Consider the following 14,961-nt stretch of genomic DNA (forward strand, 5'->3'; position numbering starts at 1 on the left):
CCCGGCGCCCGCGCCCCCCCCCCCCCCCCCCCCCACCCCCCCCCCCCCACACCCCCCCCCCCCCCCCCCCCCCCCCCCCCCCCCCCCCCCCCCCCCCCCCCCCCCCCCCCCCGAGTCCGCTGTGTCTCTGGTCGGCCGAGCAAGCTCGGCCGACGTGTTCACGCATGTGGATGGCGTTGTTTGATATCCTGAGAGCCCGTGGACACAAGGCCACACCTCGAGCCACGGGAGACTCCTTGCGCAGCGCATCGCAAACCAAGCATCTGTTCGTCACCGGCGGTGTCGCCTCCAGTCTCGGCAAGGGCCTGACCGCCTCCAGCCTGGGCAGGCTGTTGAAGGCGCGGGGGCTGCGGGTCACGATGCAGAAGCTCGACCCCTACCTCAACGTCGACCCCGGCACGATGAACCCGTTCCAGCACGGCGAGGTCTTCGTCACCGACGACGGCGCCGAGACCGACCTCGACGTCGGCCACTACGAACGATTCCTCGACACCGACCTGCACGGCAGCGCCAACGTCACCACCGGCCAGGTCTACTCCAACGTGATCGCCAAGGAGCGCCGCGGCGAATACCTGGGCGACACCGTCCAGGTCATCCCGCACATCACCAACGAGATCAAGGAGCGCATCCGCGGCATGGCCGGTCCCGACGTGGACGTGGTCATCACCGAGGTGGGCGGCACCGTCGGCGACATCGAGTCGCTGCCCTTCCTGGAGGCCGTGCGCCAGATCCGCCACGAGGTGGGCCGCGACAACGTCTTCTTCCTGCACGTCTCGCTCCTGCCGTACATCGGGCCCTCCGGCGAGCTGAAGACCAAGCCGACGCAGCACTCCGTGGCCGCACTGCGCAGCATCGGCATCCAGCCCGACGCGATCGTCTGCCGCTCCGACCGGCCGATCACCGTGTCGCTGAAGCGCAAGATCTCCCTGATGTGCGACGTCGACGAGGACGCCGTCGTCTCGGCCGTCGACGCCGCCTCCATCTACGACATCCCCAAGGTGCTCCACTCCGAGGGCCTCGACGCCTACGTCGTGCGCCGCCTCGGCCTGCCCTTCCGCGACGTCGACTGGAAGGAGTGGGAGCAGCTCCTGCGCCGCGTGCACCGCCCGGCCAAGGAGGTCACGATCGCCCTGGTCGGCAAGTACATCGACCTGCCCGACGCCTACCTGAGCGTCACCGAGGCCCTGCGCGCCGGCGGCTTCGCCAACGACGCCCGCGTCAACATCCGCTGGGTCAAGTCCGACGAGTGCGAGACCGAGGAGGGCGCCGCCCGCGAGCTCGAGGGCGTCGACGGCGTCCTGGTGCCCGGCGGCTTCGGCGTGCGCGGCATCGAGGGCAAGATCGGCGCCATCCGCCACGCCCGCGAGAACCGCCTTCCGCTGCTCGGCATCTGCCTCGGCATGCAGGGCATGGTCATCGAGGCCGCCCGCCACCTGGCCGGCATCGACGACGCCAACAGCGCCGAGTTCGACCCCGACAGCAAGCACCCGGTCATCTCCACCATGGCCGACCAGCAGGACGTCGTCTCCGGCGAGCGCGACATGGGCGGCACCATGCGCCTGGGCTCCTACACCGCAAAGCTCGGCGAGGGCACCCTGGCCCGCCAGCTGTACGGCAAGGCCAAGGCCGACGAGCGCCACCGCCACAGGTACGAAGTCAACAACTCCTACCGCGAGCAGCTCGAGAAGGTCGGGCTCGTCTTCTCCGGCCTGTCGCCCGACGGCCGCCTGGTGGAGTACACCGAGCTGCCCGCCGACCAGCACCCGTTCTTCATCGGCACCCAGGCCCACCCCGAGTTCAAGTCCCGCCCCACCCGCGCGCACCCGCTGTTCAAGGGCCTCGTCGCGGCGGCGCTTGCGGGGCAGAAGTGACCATCTCCGACTACCCCGAGCAGTGGCCGGTCACGGCCTCCAAGGAACACTTCCGAGGCCGGGTGTTCGGCGTGCGCACCGACACCGTCGAGATGCCGGGCGACGACGTCGCCGACCGCGACTACATCGTGCACATCGGCTCCGTCGCGGTGCTCGCGCTCGACGACGACGACCGGGTGCTGATGATCAGGCAGTACCGCCACGCCGCCGGGCACCAGCTGTGGGAGCTTCCCGCGGGACTGCGCGACGTCGAGGGCGAGCCGCTGGCCCGGACGGCCGCACGGGAGCTGGCCGAGGAAGCCGGGCACCAGGCCGCCACCTGGTACACCCTCGTCGACCTGATGAGCTCGCCCGGGATGACCAACGAGCGCATCCGCGTCTTCCTGGCGCGCGACCTGTCACCGGTGGAGATCGACTTCGTGCGCACGCACGAGGAGACCGACATGCCGGTGGAGTGGATCCCCCTGCCCGACGCCGTGGAACTTGCCCTGATGGGTAAGATCCACAATTCTCCGGCCGTGGCCGGTATTCTCGCCGCATACGCGGCATCGGCCGAGGGTTTCCACACGTTGCGCCCCTCCGACGCCCCGGAGGCCTGAAGGGAGTCCCAGTGGAGGCGGTGCTGTCCAGCTACCTCGCCCACCTGGCGGTGGAGGAGGGACTGGCCGCCAACACTCTCGCCGCCTACCGGCGAGACCTGCGCCGCTACCTCGAGCACCTGCGAGACCTGGGACGCAGCAAGATCGACGAGGTGGGCGAGGCCGACGTCCTCGCCTTCCTGTCGGCCCTGCGCCAGGGCGACGGCGACCACCCCGCCCTGGTCGCCAGCTCCGCCGCCCGCGCCATCTCCGCCGTGCGCGGCCTGCACCGCTTCGCCCTGCGCGAAGGCGTGGCCAGCCACGACCCCGCCCACGAGGTCAGGCCGCCCAGACGCCCGCGCCCGCTGCCCAAGGCGATCTCCGTCGCCGAGGTCGAGGCGCTCCTGGCCGCCGCCGGACCCGCCGACGCGCCCCTCACCCTCCGCAACCGCGCCCTCCTGGAGCTGCTGTACGGCACCGGCGCGCGCATCTCCGAAGCCCTCGCCCTGGCCGTCGACGACCTGGAGCCCGACCAGGTGCGCCTGCACGGCAAGGGCGGCAACGTCCGCGTCGCCCCCCTCGGCACCTACGCCCGCCAGGCACTCGACGCCTACCTCGTGCGCGCCAGACCCCTGCTGACGCCCCGCACGCCCGCCCTCTTCCTCAACGCCCGCGGCGGGCCGCTGACCAGGCAGGGCGCCTGGGAAGTGCTGCAGAACGCGGCGGAGAGAGCGGGCATCGACGGCGTGTCGCCGCACGTCCTGCGCCATTCGTTCGCAACTCACCTCATTGACGGCGGGGCTGACGTTAGGGTGGTGCAAGAGTTGCTCGACCACGCCTCGGTGACGACCACTCAGGTCTACACCCTGGTGACCGTCGACAAACTCCGCGAGGTCTACGCCGCGGCGCACCCTCGTGCCCGTCAGTGATCTATAGTCTTTGCCGACGTGCGGCTATGCGGTGTGTTGCCTTGCCGTACAAAAGCTGACGCCATAGTGTCCGTCCGGACGGTCCGGTTCGGGACCGTCAGGGAGGTTCGAGCTGGTGACTGTGACCGCCAATGGTTCGACCCCGGGGACCCCCGAGAACCCCTGGGGTGACACGAAGACCAACACCGCCAAACGCGGCGGGAATCTCGGCCCCACCGGTCGTCCCCGACCGGTGTTCCCGGAACCCGTCCTGCGCGACACGCACGGACCCGCCCGGGTGGTCGCGATGGTCAACCAGAAGGGTGGCGTGGGCAAGACCACCACGACCATCAACCTGGGCGCCGCCCTGGCCGAGCTCGGCCTGAAGGTGCTGCTGGTCGACTTCGACCCCCAGGGCGCCCTGTCGATCGGCCTGGGCATCAACCCGCTGCAGCTCGATCTGACCGTCTACAACCTCCTGATGGACCGCGAGGTCTCCGGCGAGGACGTGCTGCTCGAGACCGGCGTCGACAACCTCGACCTGCTCCCGTGCAACATCGACCTGTCGGCCGCCGAAGTGCAGCTCGTCACCGAGGTCGCCCGCGAGCAGGTGCTCGGCCGCGTGCTCAAGCCGCTGCTGCCGCACTACGACGTCTGCCTCATCGACTGCCAGCCGTCGCTCGGCCTGCTCACCATCAACGCCCTCACCTGCGCCCACGGCGTCATGGTGCCGCTGGAGTGCGAGTTCTTCGCCCTGCGCGGCGTGGCGCTGCTCATGGACACCATCATCAAGGTCCAGGAGCGCCTCAACGACGACCTCGTCATCGAGGGCCTGCTCGCCACCATGTACGACGCCCGCACCCTGCACGGCCGCGAGGTGCTCGCCCGCGTCGTGGAGGCCTTCGGCGACAAGGTCTACCACACGGTGATCAACCGCACCGTGCGCTTCCCCGACGCCACCGTCGCCGGGGAGCCGATCACCAGCTTCGACCCCACCTCGCTGGGCGCCAGCGCCTACCGCGAGCTTGCCCGCGAAGTGCTCTCGCGGTGGCCGGTGCCTGCGACAATCGGTAGGTGACGTCGGGAGAGGTTGAGCAGCAGCAAGGCTTCCAGGTCCACCTGGACGTCTTCGAAGGACCCTTCGACCTGCTGCTCGGCCTCATCTCCAAGCACAAGCTCGACATCACCGAGGTCTCCCTGTCCAAGGTGACCGACGAGTTCATCTCCTACATCCGGTCACGCGGCCCCGAATGGGACCTCGACCAGACCTCCCACTTCCTGCTCGTCGCCGCCACCCTCCTCGACCTGAAGGCCGCACGCCTGCTGCCCTCCGGCGAGGTCGAGGACGAAGAGGACCTGGCCCTGCTGGAGGCCCGCGACCTGCTGTTCGCGCGGCTCCTGCAGTACAAGGCCTACAAGGAGGTCGCCTCCGTCTTCTCCGGCCTCATGGCCCGCGAGGCACTGCGCTACCCCCGCATCGTGCCCATGGAGGACGCCTTCGCCAACCTCCTGCCCGAACTCGTGCTCGGCATCGGCCCCGACCAGCTCGCCCGCATCGCCGCCCGCGCGTTCACCCCCAAGCTGCCGCCGACCGTCAACCTCGGGCACGTTTACCAACCACTCGCCAGCGTGCGCGAACAGGCCGCTATCCTGGTCGCTCACCTGCGACGCCTGCGGGTGGCCACCTTCCGGCAGCTGACCGCCGACTGCGAGGGCACCATCGAGGTCATCGCCCGATTCCTGGCGGTGCTGGAGCTCTTCAGGGAGTCAGCGGTCACCTTCGAGCAGATCGAACCTCTCGGCGACCTGCACGTGACCTGGACCGGCACCGACGACGGCGACGTCGCGGTGGGTGACGACTACGAGGAAGAGAACCGCTCCGACGATGAGTGAACGGCTCGACGATCTCCCCGCACCCCGGCGCCCTGTCGAGGGCGAGACCTCCCCGCCCCTCCCCGGCGCCGTCCCCGCCCAGGCCCCGGGCGCCGGATGGGAATCGGCCTCCTCCCCTGAAGACGGCGAGGCCCCCGAAGACGGCCAGGCCCCTGAAGACGGCCAGGCCCCGGAGGGCGGCGGTCCCACGCTGCACGCCGCCCTCGAAGCCATCCTGCTCGTCGTCGACGAACCGGTGGCCGAAATCACCCTCGCCCAGGTCCTCGAACGCCCCACCCACGAGGTCGCCGAGGCCCTGCGCACCCTCGCCGCGGAATACACGGAGGCCGGACGGGGTTTTGACCTGAGAGAGGTGGCCGGTGGCTGGCGTTTCTACACACGCGCCGACTGCGCACCCCTCGTCGAACGGTTCGTCCGCGACGGCCAGCAGACCCGGCTGACCCAGGCGGCGCTCGAAACCCTCGCAGTCGTGGCCTACCGCCAGCCGGTCAGCCGCGCCCGCGTGGCCGCCGTACGCGGCGTCAACAGCGACGGCGTGATGCGGACCCTCGTCGCCAGAGGCCTGGTCGAAGAGGCCGGACAGGATCCGGAGAGCCAGGCGGTTCTCTACCGCACAACCGCATATTTCCTGGAAAGGCTGGGCCTCAAGGGCCTCGACGAGCTTCCCGAGCTCGCGCCTTTCCTCCCCGACGACGTAGACAATCTCGACTCTTAGGAGAGTTCAGTGAACAACAGGCGAAGCACCCCGTCCGGTGATGGACGCGGTCGTGGACGCAGTGGGCGTCCCGCCTTCGGATCGAACGAGCGCCGCGGAGGGCCGCGCCGCAACGACTCCGGATCCGGCCGCGACTCCCTGCGCGCCGGCCGCGACGGCTCCAGGTCCGGCGGCACCACCGGCCGCGACGACCGCCGCGGCGGCTCCGGCTCAGGCTCCCGCGACTCGCGGGGCGACTCCCGCGGCGGATCGCGGGGCGGCTCGTACGGCTCAGGCTCTTACGGATCCAACTCGTCCGGCTCGTACGGCTCAGGTTCGTCCGGCTCGTACGGCTCCAGCTCGCGCGGCGATTCACGCGGCGGCTCCTACCGCGACAGCGGCGGCGAGCGCGGCGGCTACTCGCGCGATTCGCGCGACTCCCGCGGCGGCGCCCGCGATTCGCGCGACTTCCGCGGCGGATCCGGCCGCGACTCCCGCGGCAGCGACCGCGGTGGGTTCTCCCGTGACGACCGTGGCGCTTCGTCTCGTGGTGGCGAGCGCGGTGGTTTCTCTCGCGGTGGCGAGCGCGGTTTCTCGCGCGATGACCGCGGCGGCGACCGCGGCTTCTCCCGCGATGACCGTGGCGCGTCGTCCCGTGGTGGCGAGCGCGGTGGCTTCTCTCGCGGTGGCGAGCGAGGCTTCTCCCGCGACAACCGTGGCAGCGACCGTGGTGGCGAGCGTGGCGGCTTCTCCCGTGGCGGTGGCTACTCGCGCGACGACCGTGGCGGCTCCTACGGGGCGGGGAGGCCGCGTGGCGGGTCCTACGACGGCGGCTACGAGCCTCGCGACGAGCGTTCGGCTCCGCGCGCCGGGCGCGGTGGTTCCCGCGTGGACAGCGGCCACGACTTCCGCGACACCTCGGCCGGTGCGGGCACCCGTGGCCGCTACGGCCGCCGCGACGACTCGGCGCAGGAGCGCGGCTTCGGCGGATCCGGTGGGTCCAGCGGGTCCAGCTCCGGCTACGGCGCCCGCGACTACGGCACCCGTGACTCCGCCCCGCGCGACAACGCCCCGCGCGGCGACTACGCCTCCCGCGGCGACCGACGTGACGACCGCCGCGGCGACCGTCGTGATGACCGTCGTGATGACCGTCGCGATGACCGTGGTGGCGACCGTCGTGGTGGGGCGACGCGGGAGAGTGTGAGCCGTGACTTCGGCCGTGGCGCTCGCCCCGGCTCAGGCTCCGGCAGGTCGGCCCGCCCCGGCGTGCAGACCATCGGCGGCGGCCGCGCCTCCGCCGGTGCGGGCCGTACGGCAGGCGGTCAGGGCGACCGCTTCAAGAGCGCCCGCCCGGTCAAGGACCGCGACTTCTACGAGCCGTGGGACCAGGAGGAGCGCGACACCACCGAGGTTCCCGACGGCGTGCGGCTGCAGAAGGTGCTCGCCCAGGCGGGCGTGGCCAGCCGCCGCGCCTGCGAGGAGATGATCGGCGAGGGGCGGGTGACCGTCAACGGCCAGGTCGTGCGTCGCTTCGGCGCGAAGGTCGACCCCGCCAAGCAGGTCATCCACGTCGACGGCAAGCGCATCCCGACCGCCCCCGACCTGGTGTACTACGCCCTGAACAAGCCCATCGGCGTGGTCTCCACCATGGAGGACCCCGACGGTCGTCCGTGCCTGGCCGACTACGTGCAGGAGCTGGCCCCGCGCCTGTTCCACGTGGGCCGGCTCGACACCGAGACCGAGGGTCTGCTGCTGCTCACCAACGACGGCGAGCTCGCGCACCGGTTGACGCACCCGAGCTACGGCGTGCAGAAGAAGTACTGGGCCAAGGTGCCGGGTCCGATCCCGCGTGACCTGGCGCGCCGCCTGAAGAAGGGCATCGAGCTCGAGGACGGCATCGTCAAGGCCGACAGCTTCGCGATCGTGCAGGAGCACGGCCAGCAGGCGCTGGTCGAGATCGTCCTGCACGAGGGCAAGAAGCACGTCGTGCGGCGCATGCTGGAGGAGGCGGGTCACCGCGTGATCGATCTGGCCAGGATCGAGTTCGGTCCGGTCAAGCTGGGCCGTACGAAGCCGGGCACGCTGCGGGCGCTGTCCCTGCACGAAGTCGGCGAGCTGTACGCGGCGGTCAAGCTGTAATCTGTCGGGACATGTCGGGGTCCGTGCCGGGCCCCGACAGCCGTCTTTTTCGAAGGGGCACGACGCATGGTGCGGGCGATCCGCGGAGCGATCCAGGTTGAGGCCAACGACCGCGACGCGATCATCGGAGGAACGGCGGAGCTCGTCACGACGGTGATGGAGCGCAACGAGCTGACCACCGACGAAGTGATCAGCGTGCTGTTCACCGCCACCCCCGACCTGACCGCCGAGTTCCCCGCCCTGGCCGCGCGCAAGCTCGGCTTCCACGAGGTCCCGCTGATCTGCTGCACCGAGATCGACGTGCCCGGCGCGCTGCCCCGAGTGGTGCGGCTGATGGCGCACATCGAGACCGACCGCCCGCGCGACCAGATCCAGCACGTCTATCTGCGCGGCGCTGTCGCGTTGAGGCAGGACATAGCCCAATGAGAACCGTTCTGATCCTCGGCACCGGCCTGATCGGCACCTCGATCGGCCTGGCCCTGCGCGGCAAGGGTGTCGAGGTGCTGCTGGCCGACCGCGATCTGACGTCGGTACGGCTGGCGCGCGAGCTGGGCGCCGGCGAGGAGTGGCACTACGACCACAGCGCCGGCGACACGATCGATCTGGCCGTGGTGGCGGTGCCTCCCGCTCATGTGGCGAGCGAGCTGAAGGGCCTGCAGAGCCGCGGCGTGGCCCAGTTCTACACCGACGTGGCGAGCGTCAAGGCGCAGCTGATCGACGACGCCCGGGCACGCGGGTGCGACATGTCCACCTACGTGGGTTCTCATCCGCTCGCGGGCCGGGAGAAGTCCGGCCCAGGAGCGGCCCGCGCCGACCTGTTCCTCGGCCGTCCCTGGGCGTTGTGCCCCACCGACGAGACCGCGCCGGAGGCCCGCCAGGCCGTGCTCGACCTGATCGGCCTGTGCGGCGCCAACGCCGTCGAGGTCTCCGCCGAGGAGCACGACCAGGCCGTCGCCGTGGTCTCGCACGCCCCGCACGTGGCCGCGAGCGCCGTGGCCGCCCGCCTGGCCGACGCCTCGGACGTGGCGCTCGGCCTGGCCGGCACCGGCGTGCGCGACGTCACGCGGGTCGCCGGCAGCGACCCCGGGTTGTGGCTCGGCATCCTGTCGGGCAACGCGGCCCCGGTCGCCGAGGTGCTGGAGGCGGTGTCGCGCGACCTCGCCGAGGCGGCGCTCGCCCTGCGCGGCCTGGCCACCGGCGATCCCGCCGCCGCGGAGGACGTCACCCAGCTGCTCAAGCGCGGCGTCGCCGGACACGGCCGCATCCCCGGCAAGCACGGCGGTCCCGCCGCGCGCTACGGGGTCGTGCAGGTCGTCATCGGCGACCGTCCCGGCCAGCTCGCCCGCCTGTTCCAGGTGTGCGACGAGCTCGGCGTCAACGTCGAGGACGTACGGCTGGAGCACGCGCCCGGGTTGCCGCTGGGCATGGCGGAGTTGTCGGTACAGCCCGACGCCGTCGCCACGCTCACCACCGGGCTGCACGAGCGCGGCTGGCAGGTTCCCTAGAAGGGGCGATCGTCTAGAACTCGGGCTCGTCGTCGACGCGCAGCACCAGCAGGGCCGTGTCGTCGCCTCCGCCCTTGGTGGCGAAGCGGCGCAGGTCCTCGTGGACCGCGTGGATGAGGTCGTCGGCGGTGAAGCCCGGCGCCGCGGCCAGGGCGGTCGACAGGCGCTGCGGCCCGTAGAGGTGGCCGAACTCGTCGCGGGCCTCGGTGACGCCGTCGGAGTAGACGATGAGCGCCTCGCCGTACGCCAGCTTGATCTCGTGGCACGGGTACAGGGCGTCGTCGAACAGGCCCAGGGGCAGGCCGCCGCCCTCCGCCTGCCGTACGACGCCGTCGGCGCCGCGGACCAGCGCGGGCGGGTGGCCCGCCGAGGCCAGGCGCACGGCCATGCCGCCGCTCACCCGCTCGACGTGCGCGACGATGGCCGTGACGAACCGTTCGGTGTCGGGGTGGCGGATCAGCGCCTGGTTGATCTCGTGGAGCAGCTGGGCCGGGTCGCCCGTGCGCCCGGCCAGCACGCGCAGGCCGTTGCGGGCGATCGCGGTGATGGCGGCGGCCTCGTCGCCCTTGCCGCACACGTCGCCCAGCACCAGCCCCCAGCCCCCGCGGCAGGGGAAGACGTCGTAGAAGTCGCCGCCGACGAGTTCGCCCTCGCCGGCGGGGGTGTAGAGCGACGACAGCTCGCAGCCGGGCACCTCGGGCAGGCGGCGCGGCAGCAGGCTGGCCTGCAGGGCGTGGGCGGAGCTGGTGCGGGCGCGGCGGACCCGGTCGGCGCGCACGGCCAGCGCCAGGTGGCGGCCGATGCGTTCGGCCAGGCGCAGGTCGTCGGTGTCGAAGCCTGGCCGGTCGGAGCGGCGGATGAGGGTCAGCGTGCCGTCCATGCCGGTTTCGTCCCCCACCGGGACGATGACCGCCGATCCGGCGCGCAGCAGCGTGAGCGCGGGCAGTCCTGACTTGTCGCGGCCCAGGGCCAGCTCGTCGTCGATGGGGTTGAGCAGGGTACTGTAGCGGGTCTCCAGCGGCGGCAGGCTCTCGAGCAGGCCGATGCTGTCGAGCTCGCCGGGGTCGCCGACGACGGCGGCGCGGTGGCGGGCGCCGTCGGCGCGGTCGCGGTCGATCACGGCCAGGTCGGCGTAGGCGGCGGTGAGCACCTCGGCCGAGCGGCGCAGCAGCCAGCCCTCGTTGCACTCGCGGTCGGACAGCAGCACGGTCGTCAGCTCGGTGATCACGTCGAGCCGCCCGTCGGGCAGGGGCCGGGCGGTCGCGACGTCGCCGCCCGGCAGGCTCACCGTGACCGCGACCTGTTCCTCGGCCACCAGGTTGATCAGGGTGAGATCCGCCTCGACGGCCTGTCCGTCGAGACACAGGCGGGTGGCCAGCGGCAGCCGGGGCAGGCCGCGCAGCACGGCGCCGAGGTGGGAGCGGAAGACCGGCCGGTGCGGCAGGTCGACCAGGATCGCGAACGGCTTGCCTTGGAGCTGCTGCTTACGGCGTCCGAACGGCTGCCCGGCCGACCGGTTGGTGCGGACGATCGCGCCGTTGCGGTCGAGGATGAAGATCGGTAGCGGCATCTGGTCGAGCAGCGCGCACAGCGACCGCAGGTGGTGGTGTCCGCTCCGGCTGGAAGCGGCGATCTCGTCGCGATAGCTCGCGAGCTCCTCGCTGGCATGCTCGAGTTCGAGCAGGGCCGCCCGGAGGAGTTGCGGTGTCTGCGCAGGGTCGAGGTGGGACACGGCCTTGAGAGCGGAGATCCGCTCGCTCAACGTCATCTCGGCGACCCGGGCGCCATCCATGGACCGAGGGTAGCGGACCGTAACTGTGAGCGAGCGGAATTCTCAGGAGTTGTCCTCCACATTCATCACCAGGATGACGCCCTGGGGCGATCCGCCCTCCGCGCGCAGGCCCGTGAGCTGGATCGTCAGCCGGGTGGGCCGGCCCCGGCGGTTGACCGCGTCGACGGTCAGCTCGCCGGAGAGGTCACCGCCGAGGTGCGGGGCCACCTGGTCGTACGGCAGGCCGATGTCGAGACTCTCCAAGGGCTTGCCCACCGCCTCCTCGGGGCGCAGCCCCCACAGGTCGACGGCGCCGGGGCTCCACACCAGCACCCGGGCCTCGACGTCGATCACCACGACCGCGTCGCCGATGCTGCGCACCAGGGAGGCGAGGAAGTCGTTGGCCAGGTCGAGCTCGATGCTGCGCGCGTTGAGTGTGTCGTTGATGTGCTGGAGCTCGTCGTTGGTCGACTGCAGCTCCTCGTTCATCGTCTCCAGCTCCTCGTTGGTGGACTGGAGTTCCTCGTTGGTGGTCTCGAGCTCCTCGTTGGTGGACTGGAGTTCCTCGTTGGTGGTCTCCAGCTCCTCGTTCAGCGACTGGAGCTCCTCGTAGGCGTGCTCCAGCTCCTTGTTGGCCTGCTCCAGGTCGTCGCGCAGGCGACGGTAGCGGGTGATGTCGTAGAAGCTGATGCCGACGCCCACGAGCGACGCGTCGGGATCCTGCAGCGGCGTCACCGAGATGTCGAACACGCTGGCCTCGGCGGCGCCCGGCCGGTGCCAGACGACCTCGCGCAGCTCGACCGGCCGCAGCTCCACCTGGACCTGCTCGATCACCGAGCGCAGCTCCACCGGCCGGTAGGAGACCTCCAGGTCCTGGAAGGGCCGCCCCACGTCGCGCGGGCTCAGGTTGAACAGCACCTCCGCGCGGCTGTTCACCAGCGCCAGATGGCCCGACAGGTCGAGGGCGATCTGCGCGACGGGCCCGGCGGCCAGGGCGGCGTGCTCCAGCTCGGTCACCCGGGTGCCGGGATCCTGGAGCGTGGGCCCGGAGATCCACGGCGAGCGGTGGCCGGTGTCGTTGTGCACCTTCTTGAACAGGCGCATCCGCAGGTCGACGGGTTCGAACTTGTCGCTGTGGTTGAGCAGCATCTCGGCCTTGCCCAGGAACAGGTAGCCGGGGCTGGCCAGCGCGAAGTGGAACCGCCGCACGATGCTGAGCTGGGTCTCGGTGTTGAAGTACATCAGCGTGTTGCGCGCCAGCAGCAGGTCGACGCGGGAGATGGGCGCGTCGCGGGTCAGGTCGTTGCGCCCGAAGATGAGCTGGCGGCGCAGGTCACGGCGGAAGGCGAACCCCTGGTCGGCGGCCTCGAAGTAGCGCTCGCGCAGCTCGGGCGGCACGTCGGCGAGCTGCCGCTCGCCGTACGTGGCGGCCCTGGCGACCTGCAGCGCCTTCTCGTCGAGGTCGGTGGCGTAGATCTTGACCCGCTCGCGGAAGGCGTCGTGGCCGAGCTCCTCGGCCAGCGCCATGGCCAGGCTGTAGGCCTCCTCGCCGGTCGCGCACCCGGCGCTCCACACCCGGATCGCCTTGCCCGACGGCTTGCCCGCCAGCAGGGCGGGGATGATCTGCTCGCGCAGCGTCTGCCAGGCGGGCGGGTCGCGGAAGAAGCTGGTGACGTTGATGAGCAGGCTGTCGAACAGCCGGCCGAACTCCTCGGGTTCGAGCTCCAGGTAGTCGCGGTACTCGCCGTAGTCCTGCAGCTTCAGAGACTCGAGACGCCTGCTGATGCGGCGCATGAGGGTGGTGCGCTTGTAGCCGGTGAAATCGAAACCGCGGGTCTCCTTCAGCATGAACAGGAGATCGTCGAATTCCCGGTCGTCTTCCGCCTTCACAGCAGACCACCCTACGCCTGATCGGCCTGCTCAGGAGGCGGTCGGAGCACCGCCGATCTGCTGCTGGAGTTCCCTGAGCGTCTCGAGGGCCTCCCGTGTCCCATCGCGGTCCTCCTCGAAGCGCTGGGCGGTGTGGTTCTGGCCGCGCTCGCGGGCCGAACGCATCATGCGGTCTAGGAGCCGGGCACGCTCCTCCAGGCGCAGGATCGCCATCCAGAGGGCCCGTTCCACCGACTCGCCCTGCGATTCGATCATGGACTGCGCGGACCAGGCGTGACCGACCCTGCACTCGTAACGTTCGGGCGGGCCCTCGTAGATCGGGCCGCTGCACTCCGGGCACGTGAAGGCCGTCAGTTTGCCCACCGGCGTGCCGATGGCCTCCTGGCGGAGGAGCAGCGCGATCTCCCGTTCGAGTTCCGGGTCCTTTCTCGGCTCGTGCGTCACTATGGGACTCCTGCTGTGCGTGACGATCCAGTCGGCGATCTTCGCCGCGGGCAGCACCTGCGCTCCGGCCGTGGCGGCCAGCGCGGCGCTGGGCATGCCGGAGAAGGCGCTCTCGTCGGGATCCTGGACGGCGACGGCGCCGCCGTACCTCTCGATGGCCGCGCTGCCCGTCGCCCCGTCGTCGAGCGTTCCGCTGAGCACCACGCCCATGGCGCGCGGGCCGGCGTCGAGCGCGGCGCTCAGGAACAGCGGGTCCGCCGCCGGGCGCATGCCGTTGTGGCGCGGGCCGCGCGACAGGCGCGCGGTCTGCTGGTGCACGAGGAGGTGGTGGTCGGGGCGGGCGACGTAGACCCGGCCCGGCTGGAGCGGATCACCGTCGCGGGCCGCCGAGCAGGGCAGAGGTCCGGACCGGTTGAGGATGTCGGACAGCGCGCTGCCTCCGCGCGGTGAGATGTGGACGACGATCATCAACGCGGCCGGCAGGTGGCCGGGCAGGCGGCCCAGCAGGGTGCGCAGCGGCTCGATGCCACCCGCGGATGCCGCGATGACCACGAGGTCGCGGCCGGGATGCTCCTCCACTCTCTGTCCCTGTCCACATCCTCACGAACTATGCGCGGTGGCGCCGAAAATGGGTAGGGGACCGTGGTGGGGCTGACAGTGGAGTTCGTTCGCAGAGACCGCGACCGGCTCAGCCTGCGACTGGTGGGCGAGCTGGACATCGCGGCCTCCACCTGGTTGCGTACCGGCCTGGCCTCCCTGCCCGGGCAGGGAGTGCGGCGCCTGGAGGTCAACGTCGTACAGCTCAGCTTCTGCGACGTCGGCGGAGCGCGGGTGCTCAAGGACCTGCACGAGCACCTCAGGGGGCTGGGCGGAGGGCTGGTGCTGGTCGGCGGCGGCATGGTGCGCCGCGTCCTTGAGCTGGCCTGGCCCCAGGACTACCCGCACGGGCGGGTCGAGGGCCACCCGCTGCGGGTGCGCGGCGGAGCCCGGCCCCGCACGTCCGTGCGACAAGCGGCCGAGCCGGCCCGGCACCCGGCGCTGGAGCGGGCCGATCGGCTCAAGCGGGAGGCGAGCCTGCGGGTCGAGATCGCCCGGCAGAGCAGCGCGCTGATCTGCCTGCGGCTGGCGCAGATGCACGAGTCGCTGGCCTCGCTGCACGCGGGGCTGGGCTCCGAGTCGGCCTGCCGCCACCTGGAGCTGGCCCGCGGCTACCGCGAAAGGGCCCTGGCCGCCGGCTGACGGCCTCCGCCCCTGTCCGCTGCCCCTGT

13 protein-coding genes are annotated in these 14,961 nt (G+C 71.3%); 10 read left to right on the plus strand and 3 right to left on the minus strand.

Annotated features, from left to right (window positions below; all coding sequences use genetic code 11):
* The first annotated feature begins 236 nt into the window (after positions 1–236).
* From ACIBH1_RS42390 to ACIBH1_RS42430, 9 genes are all read left to right on the plus strand, one after another.
* Entirely contained in the window at positions 237–1,871 is a 1,635-nt protein-coding gene (locus tag ACIBH1_RS42390; RefSeq protein WP_397319752.1) for a CTP synthase, read from the plus strand.
* Positions 1,868–2,470, plus strand: coding sequence for an NUDIX domain-containing protein (locus tag ACIBH1_RS42395; protein ID WP_397319753.1), 603 nt, complete (start codon positions 1,868–1,870; stop codon positions 2,468–2,470). Before ACIBH1_RS42390 ends, ACIBH1_RS42395 begins: the two co-directional genes overlap by 4 nt.
* Positions 2,471–2,481: 11 nt before the next feature.
* Complete coding sequence (locus tag ACIBH1_RS42400) at positions 2,482–3,378, plus strand: tyrosine recombinase (RefSeq protein ID WP_397319754.1); 897 nt, start codon at positions 2,482–2,484, stop codon at positions 3,376–3,378.
* 115 nt (positions 3,379–3,493) lie between these two features.
* Positions 3,494–4,435 carry a ParA family protein gene (locus tag ACIBH1_RS42405; RefSeq protein WP_397319755.1) on the plus strand — a complete coding sequence of 314 codons (942 nt, stop codon included), beginning with the start codon at positions 3,494–3,496 and terminating at the stop codon, positions 4,433–4,435.
* Positions 4,432–5,250, plus strand: a complete 819-nt coding sequence (locus tag ACIBH1_RS42410; protein WP_397319756.1) for a segregation and condensation protein A — start codon at positions 4,432–4,434, stop codon at positions 5,248–5,250. Before ACIBH1_RS42405 ends, ACIBH1_RS42410 begins: the two co-directional genes overlap by 4 nt.
* Positions 5,243–5,965 carry an SMC-Scp complex subunit ScpB gene (gene scpB, locus ACIBH1_RS42415; RefSeq protein WP_397319757.1) on the plus strand — a complete coding sequence of 241 codons (723 nt, stop codon included), beginning with the start codon at positions 5,243–5,245 and terminating at the stop codon, positions 5,963–5,965. The genes ACIBH1_RS42410 and scpB overlap by 8 nt, the downstream gene beginning before the upstream one ends.
* Before the next feature lie 9 nt (positions 5,966–5,974).
* On the plus strand, positions 5,975–8,083 hold the full coding sequence (locus ACIBH1_RS42420) for a pseudouridine synthase (RefSeq protein WP_397319758.1): 2,109 nt from the start codon (positions 5,975–5,977) through the stop codon (positions 8,081–8,083).
* A gap of 66 nt (positions 8,084–8,149) precedes the next feature.
* On the plus strand, positions 8,150–8,509 hold the full coding sequence (gene aroH / locus ACIBH1_RS42425; RefSeq protein ID WP_397319759.1) for a chorismate mutase: 360 nt from the start codon (positions 8,150–8,152) through the stop codon (positions 8,507–8,509).
* Positions 8,506–9,588, plus strand: a complete 1,083-nt coding sequence (locus tag ACIBH1_RS42430; protein ID WP_397319760.1) for a prephenate dehydrogenase — start codon at positions 8,506–8,508, stop codon at positions 9,586–9,588. The genes aroH and ACIBH1_RS42430 overlap by 4 nt, the downstream gene beginning before the upstream one ends.
* Positions 9,589–9,601: 13 nt before the next feature.
* Here ACIBH1_RS42430 and ACIBH1_RS42435 read toward each other — a convergent pair whose 3' ends face one another.
* From ACIBH1_RS42435 to ACIBH1_RS42445, 3 genes are read right to left on the minus strand one after another with little or no spacing between them, the layout of a single operon-like run.
* Complete coding sequence (locus ACIBH1_RS42435) at positions 9,602–11,380, minus strand: SpoIIE family protein phosphatase (RefSeq protein ID WP_397319761.1); 1,779 nt, start codon at positions 11,378–11,380, stop codon at positions 9,602–9,604.
* Between the two features lie 42 nt (positions 11,381–11,422).
* Positions 11,423–13,249 carry a CheR family methyltransferase gene (locus ACIBH1_RS42440; RefSeq protein ID WP_397319762.1) on the minus strand — a complete coding sequence of 609 codons (1,827 nt, stop codon included), beginning with the start codon at positions 13,247–13,249 and terminating at the stop codon, positions 11,423–11,425.
* 30 nt (positions 13,250–13,279) lie between these two features.
* Entirely contained in the window at positions 13,280–14,272 is a 993-nt protein-coding gene (locus ACIBH1_RS42445; RefSeq protein WP_397319763.1) for a chemotaxis protein CheB, read from the minus strand.
* Between the two features lie 78 nt (positions 14,273–14,350).
* On the opposite strand from ACIBH1_RS42445, the gene ACIBH1_RS42450 reads away from it, so the two are divergent.
* On the plus strand, positions 14,351–14,932 hold the full coding sequence (locus tag ACIBH1_RS42450; protein WP_397319764.1) for an STAS domain-containing protein: 582 nt from the start codon (positions 14,351–14,353) through the stop codon (positions 14,930–14,932).
* The last annotated feature ends 29 nt before the right edge of the window (positions 14,933–14,961 follow it).

It is taken from the genome of Nonomuraea sp. NPDC050663 (assembly GCF_044456985.1).
Lineage (GTDB): Bacteria > Actinomycetota > Actinomycetes > Streptosporangiales > Streptosporangiaceae > Nonomuraea.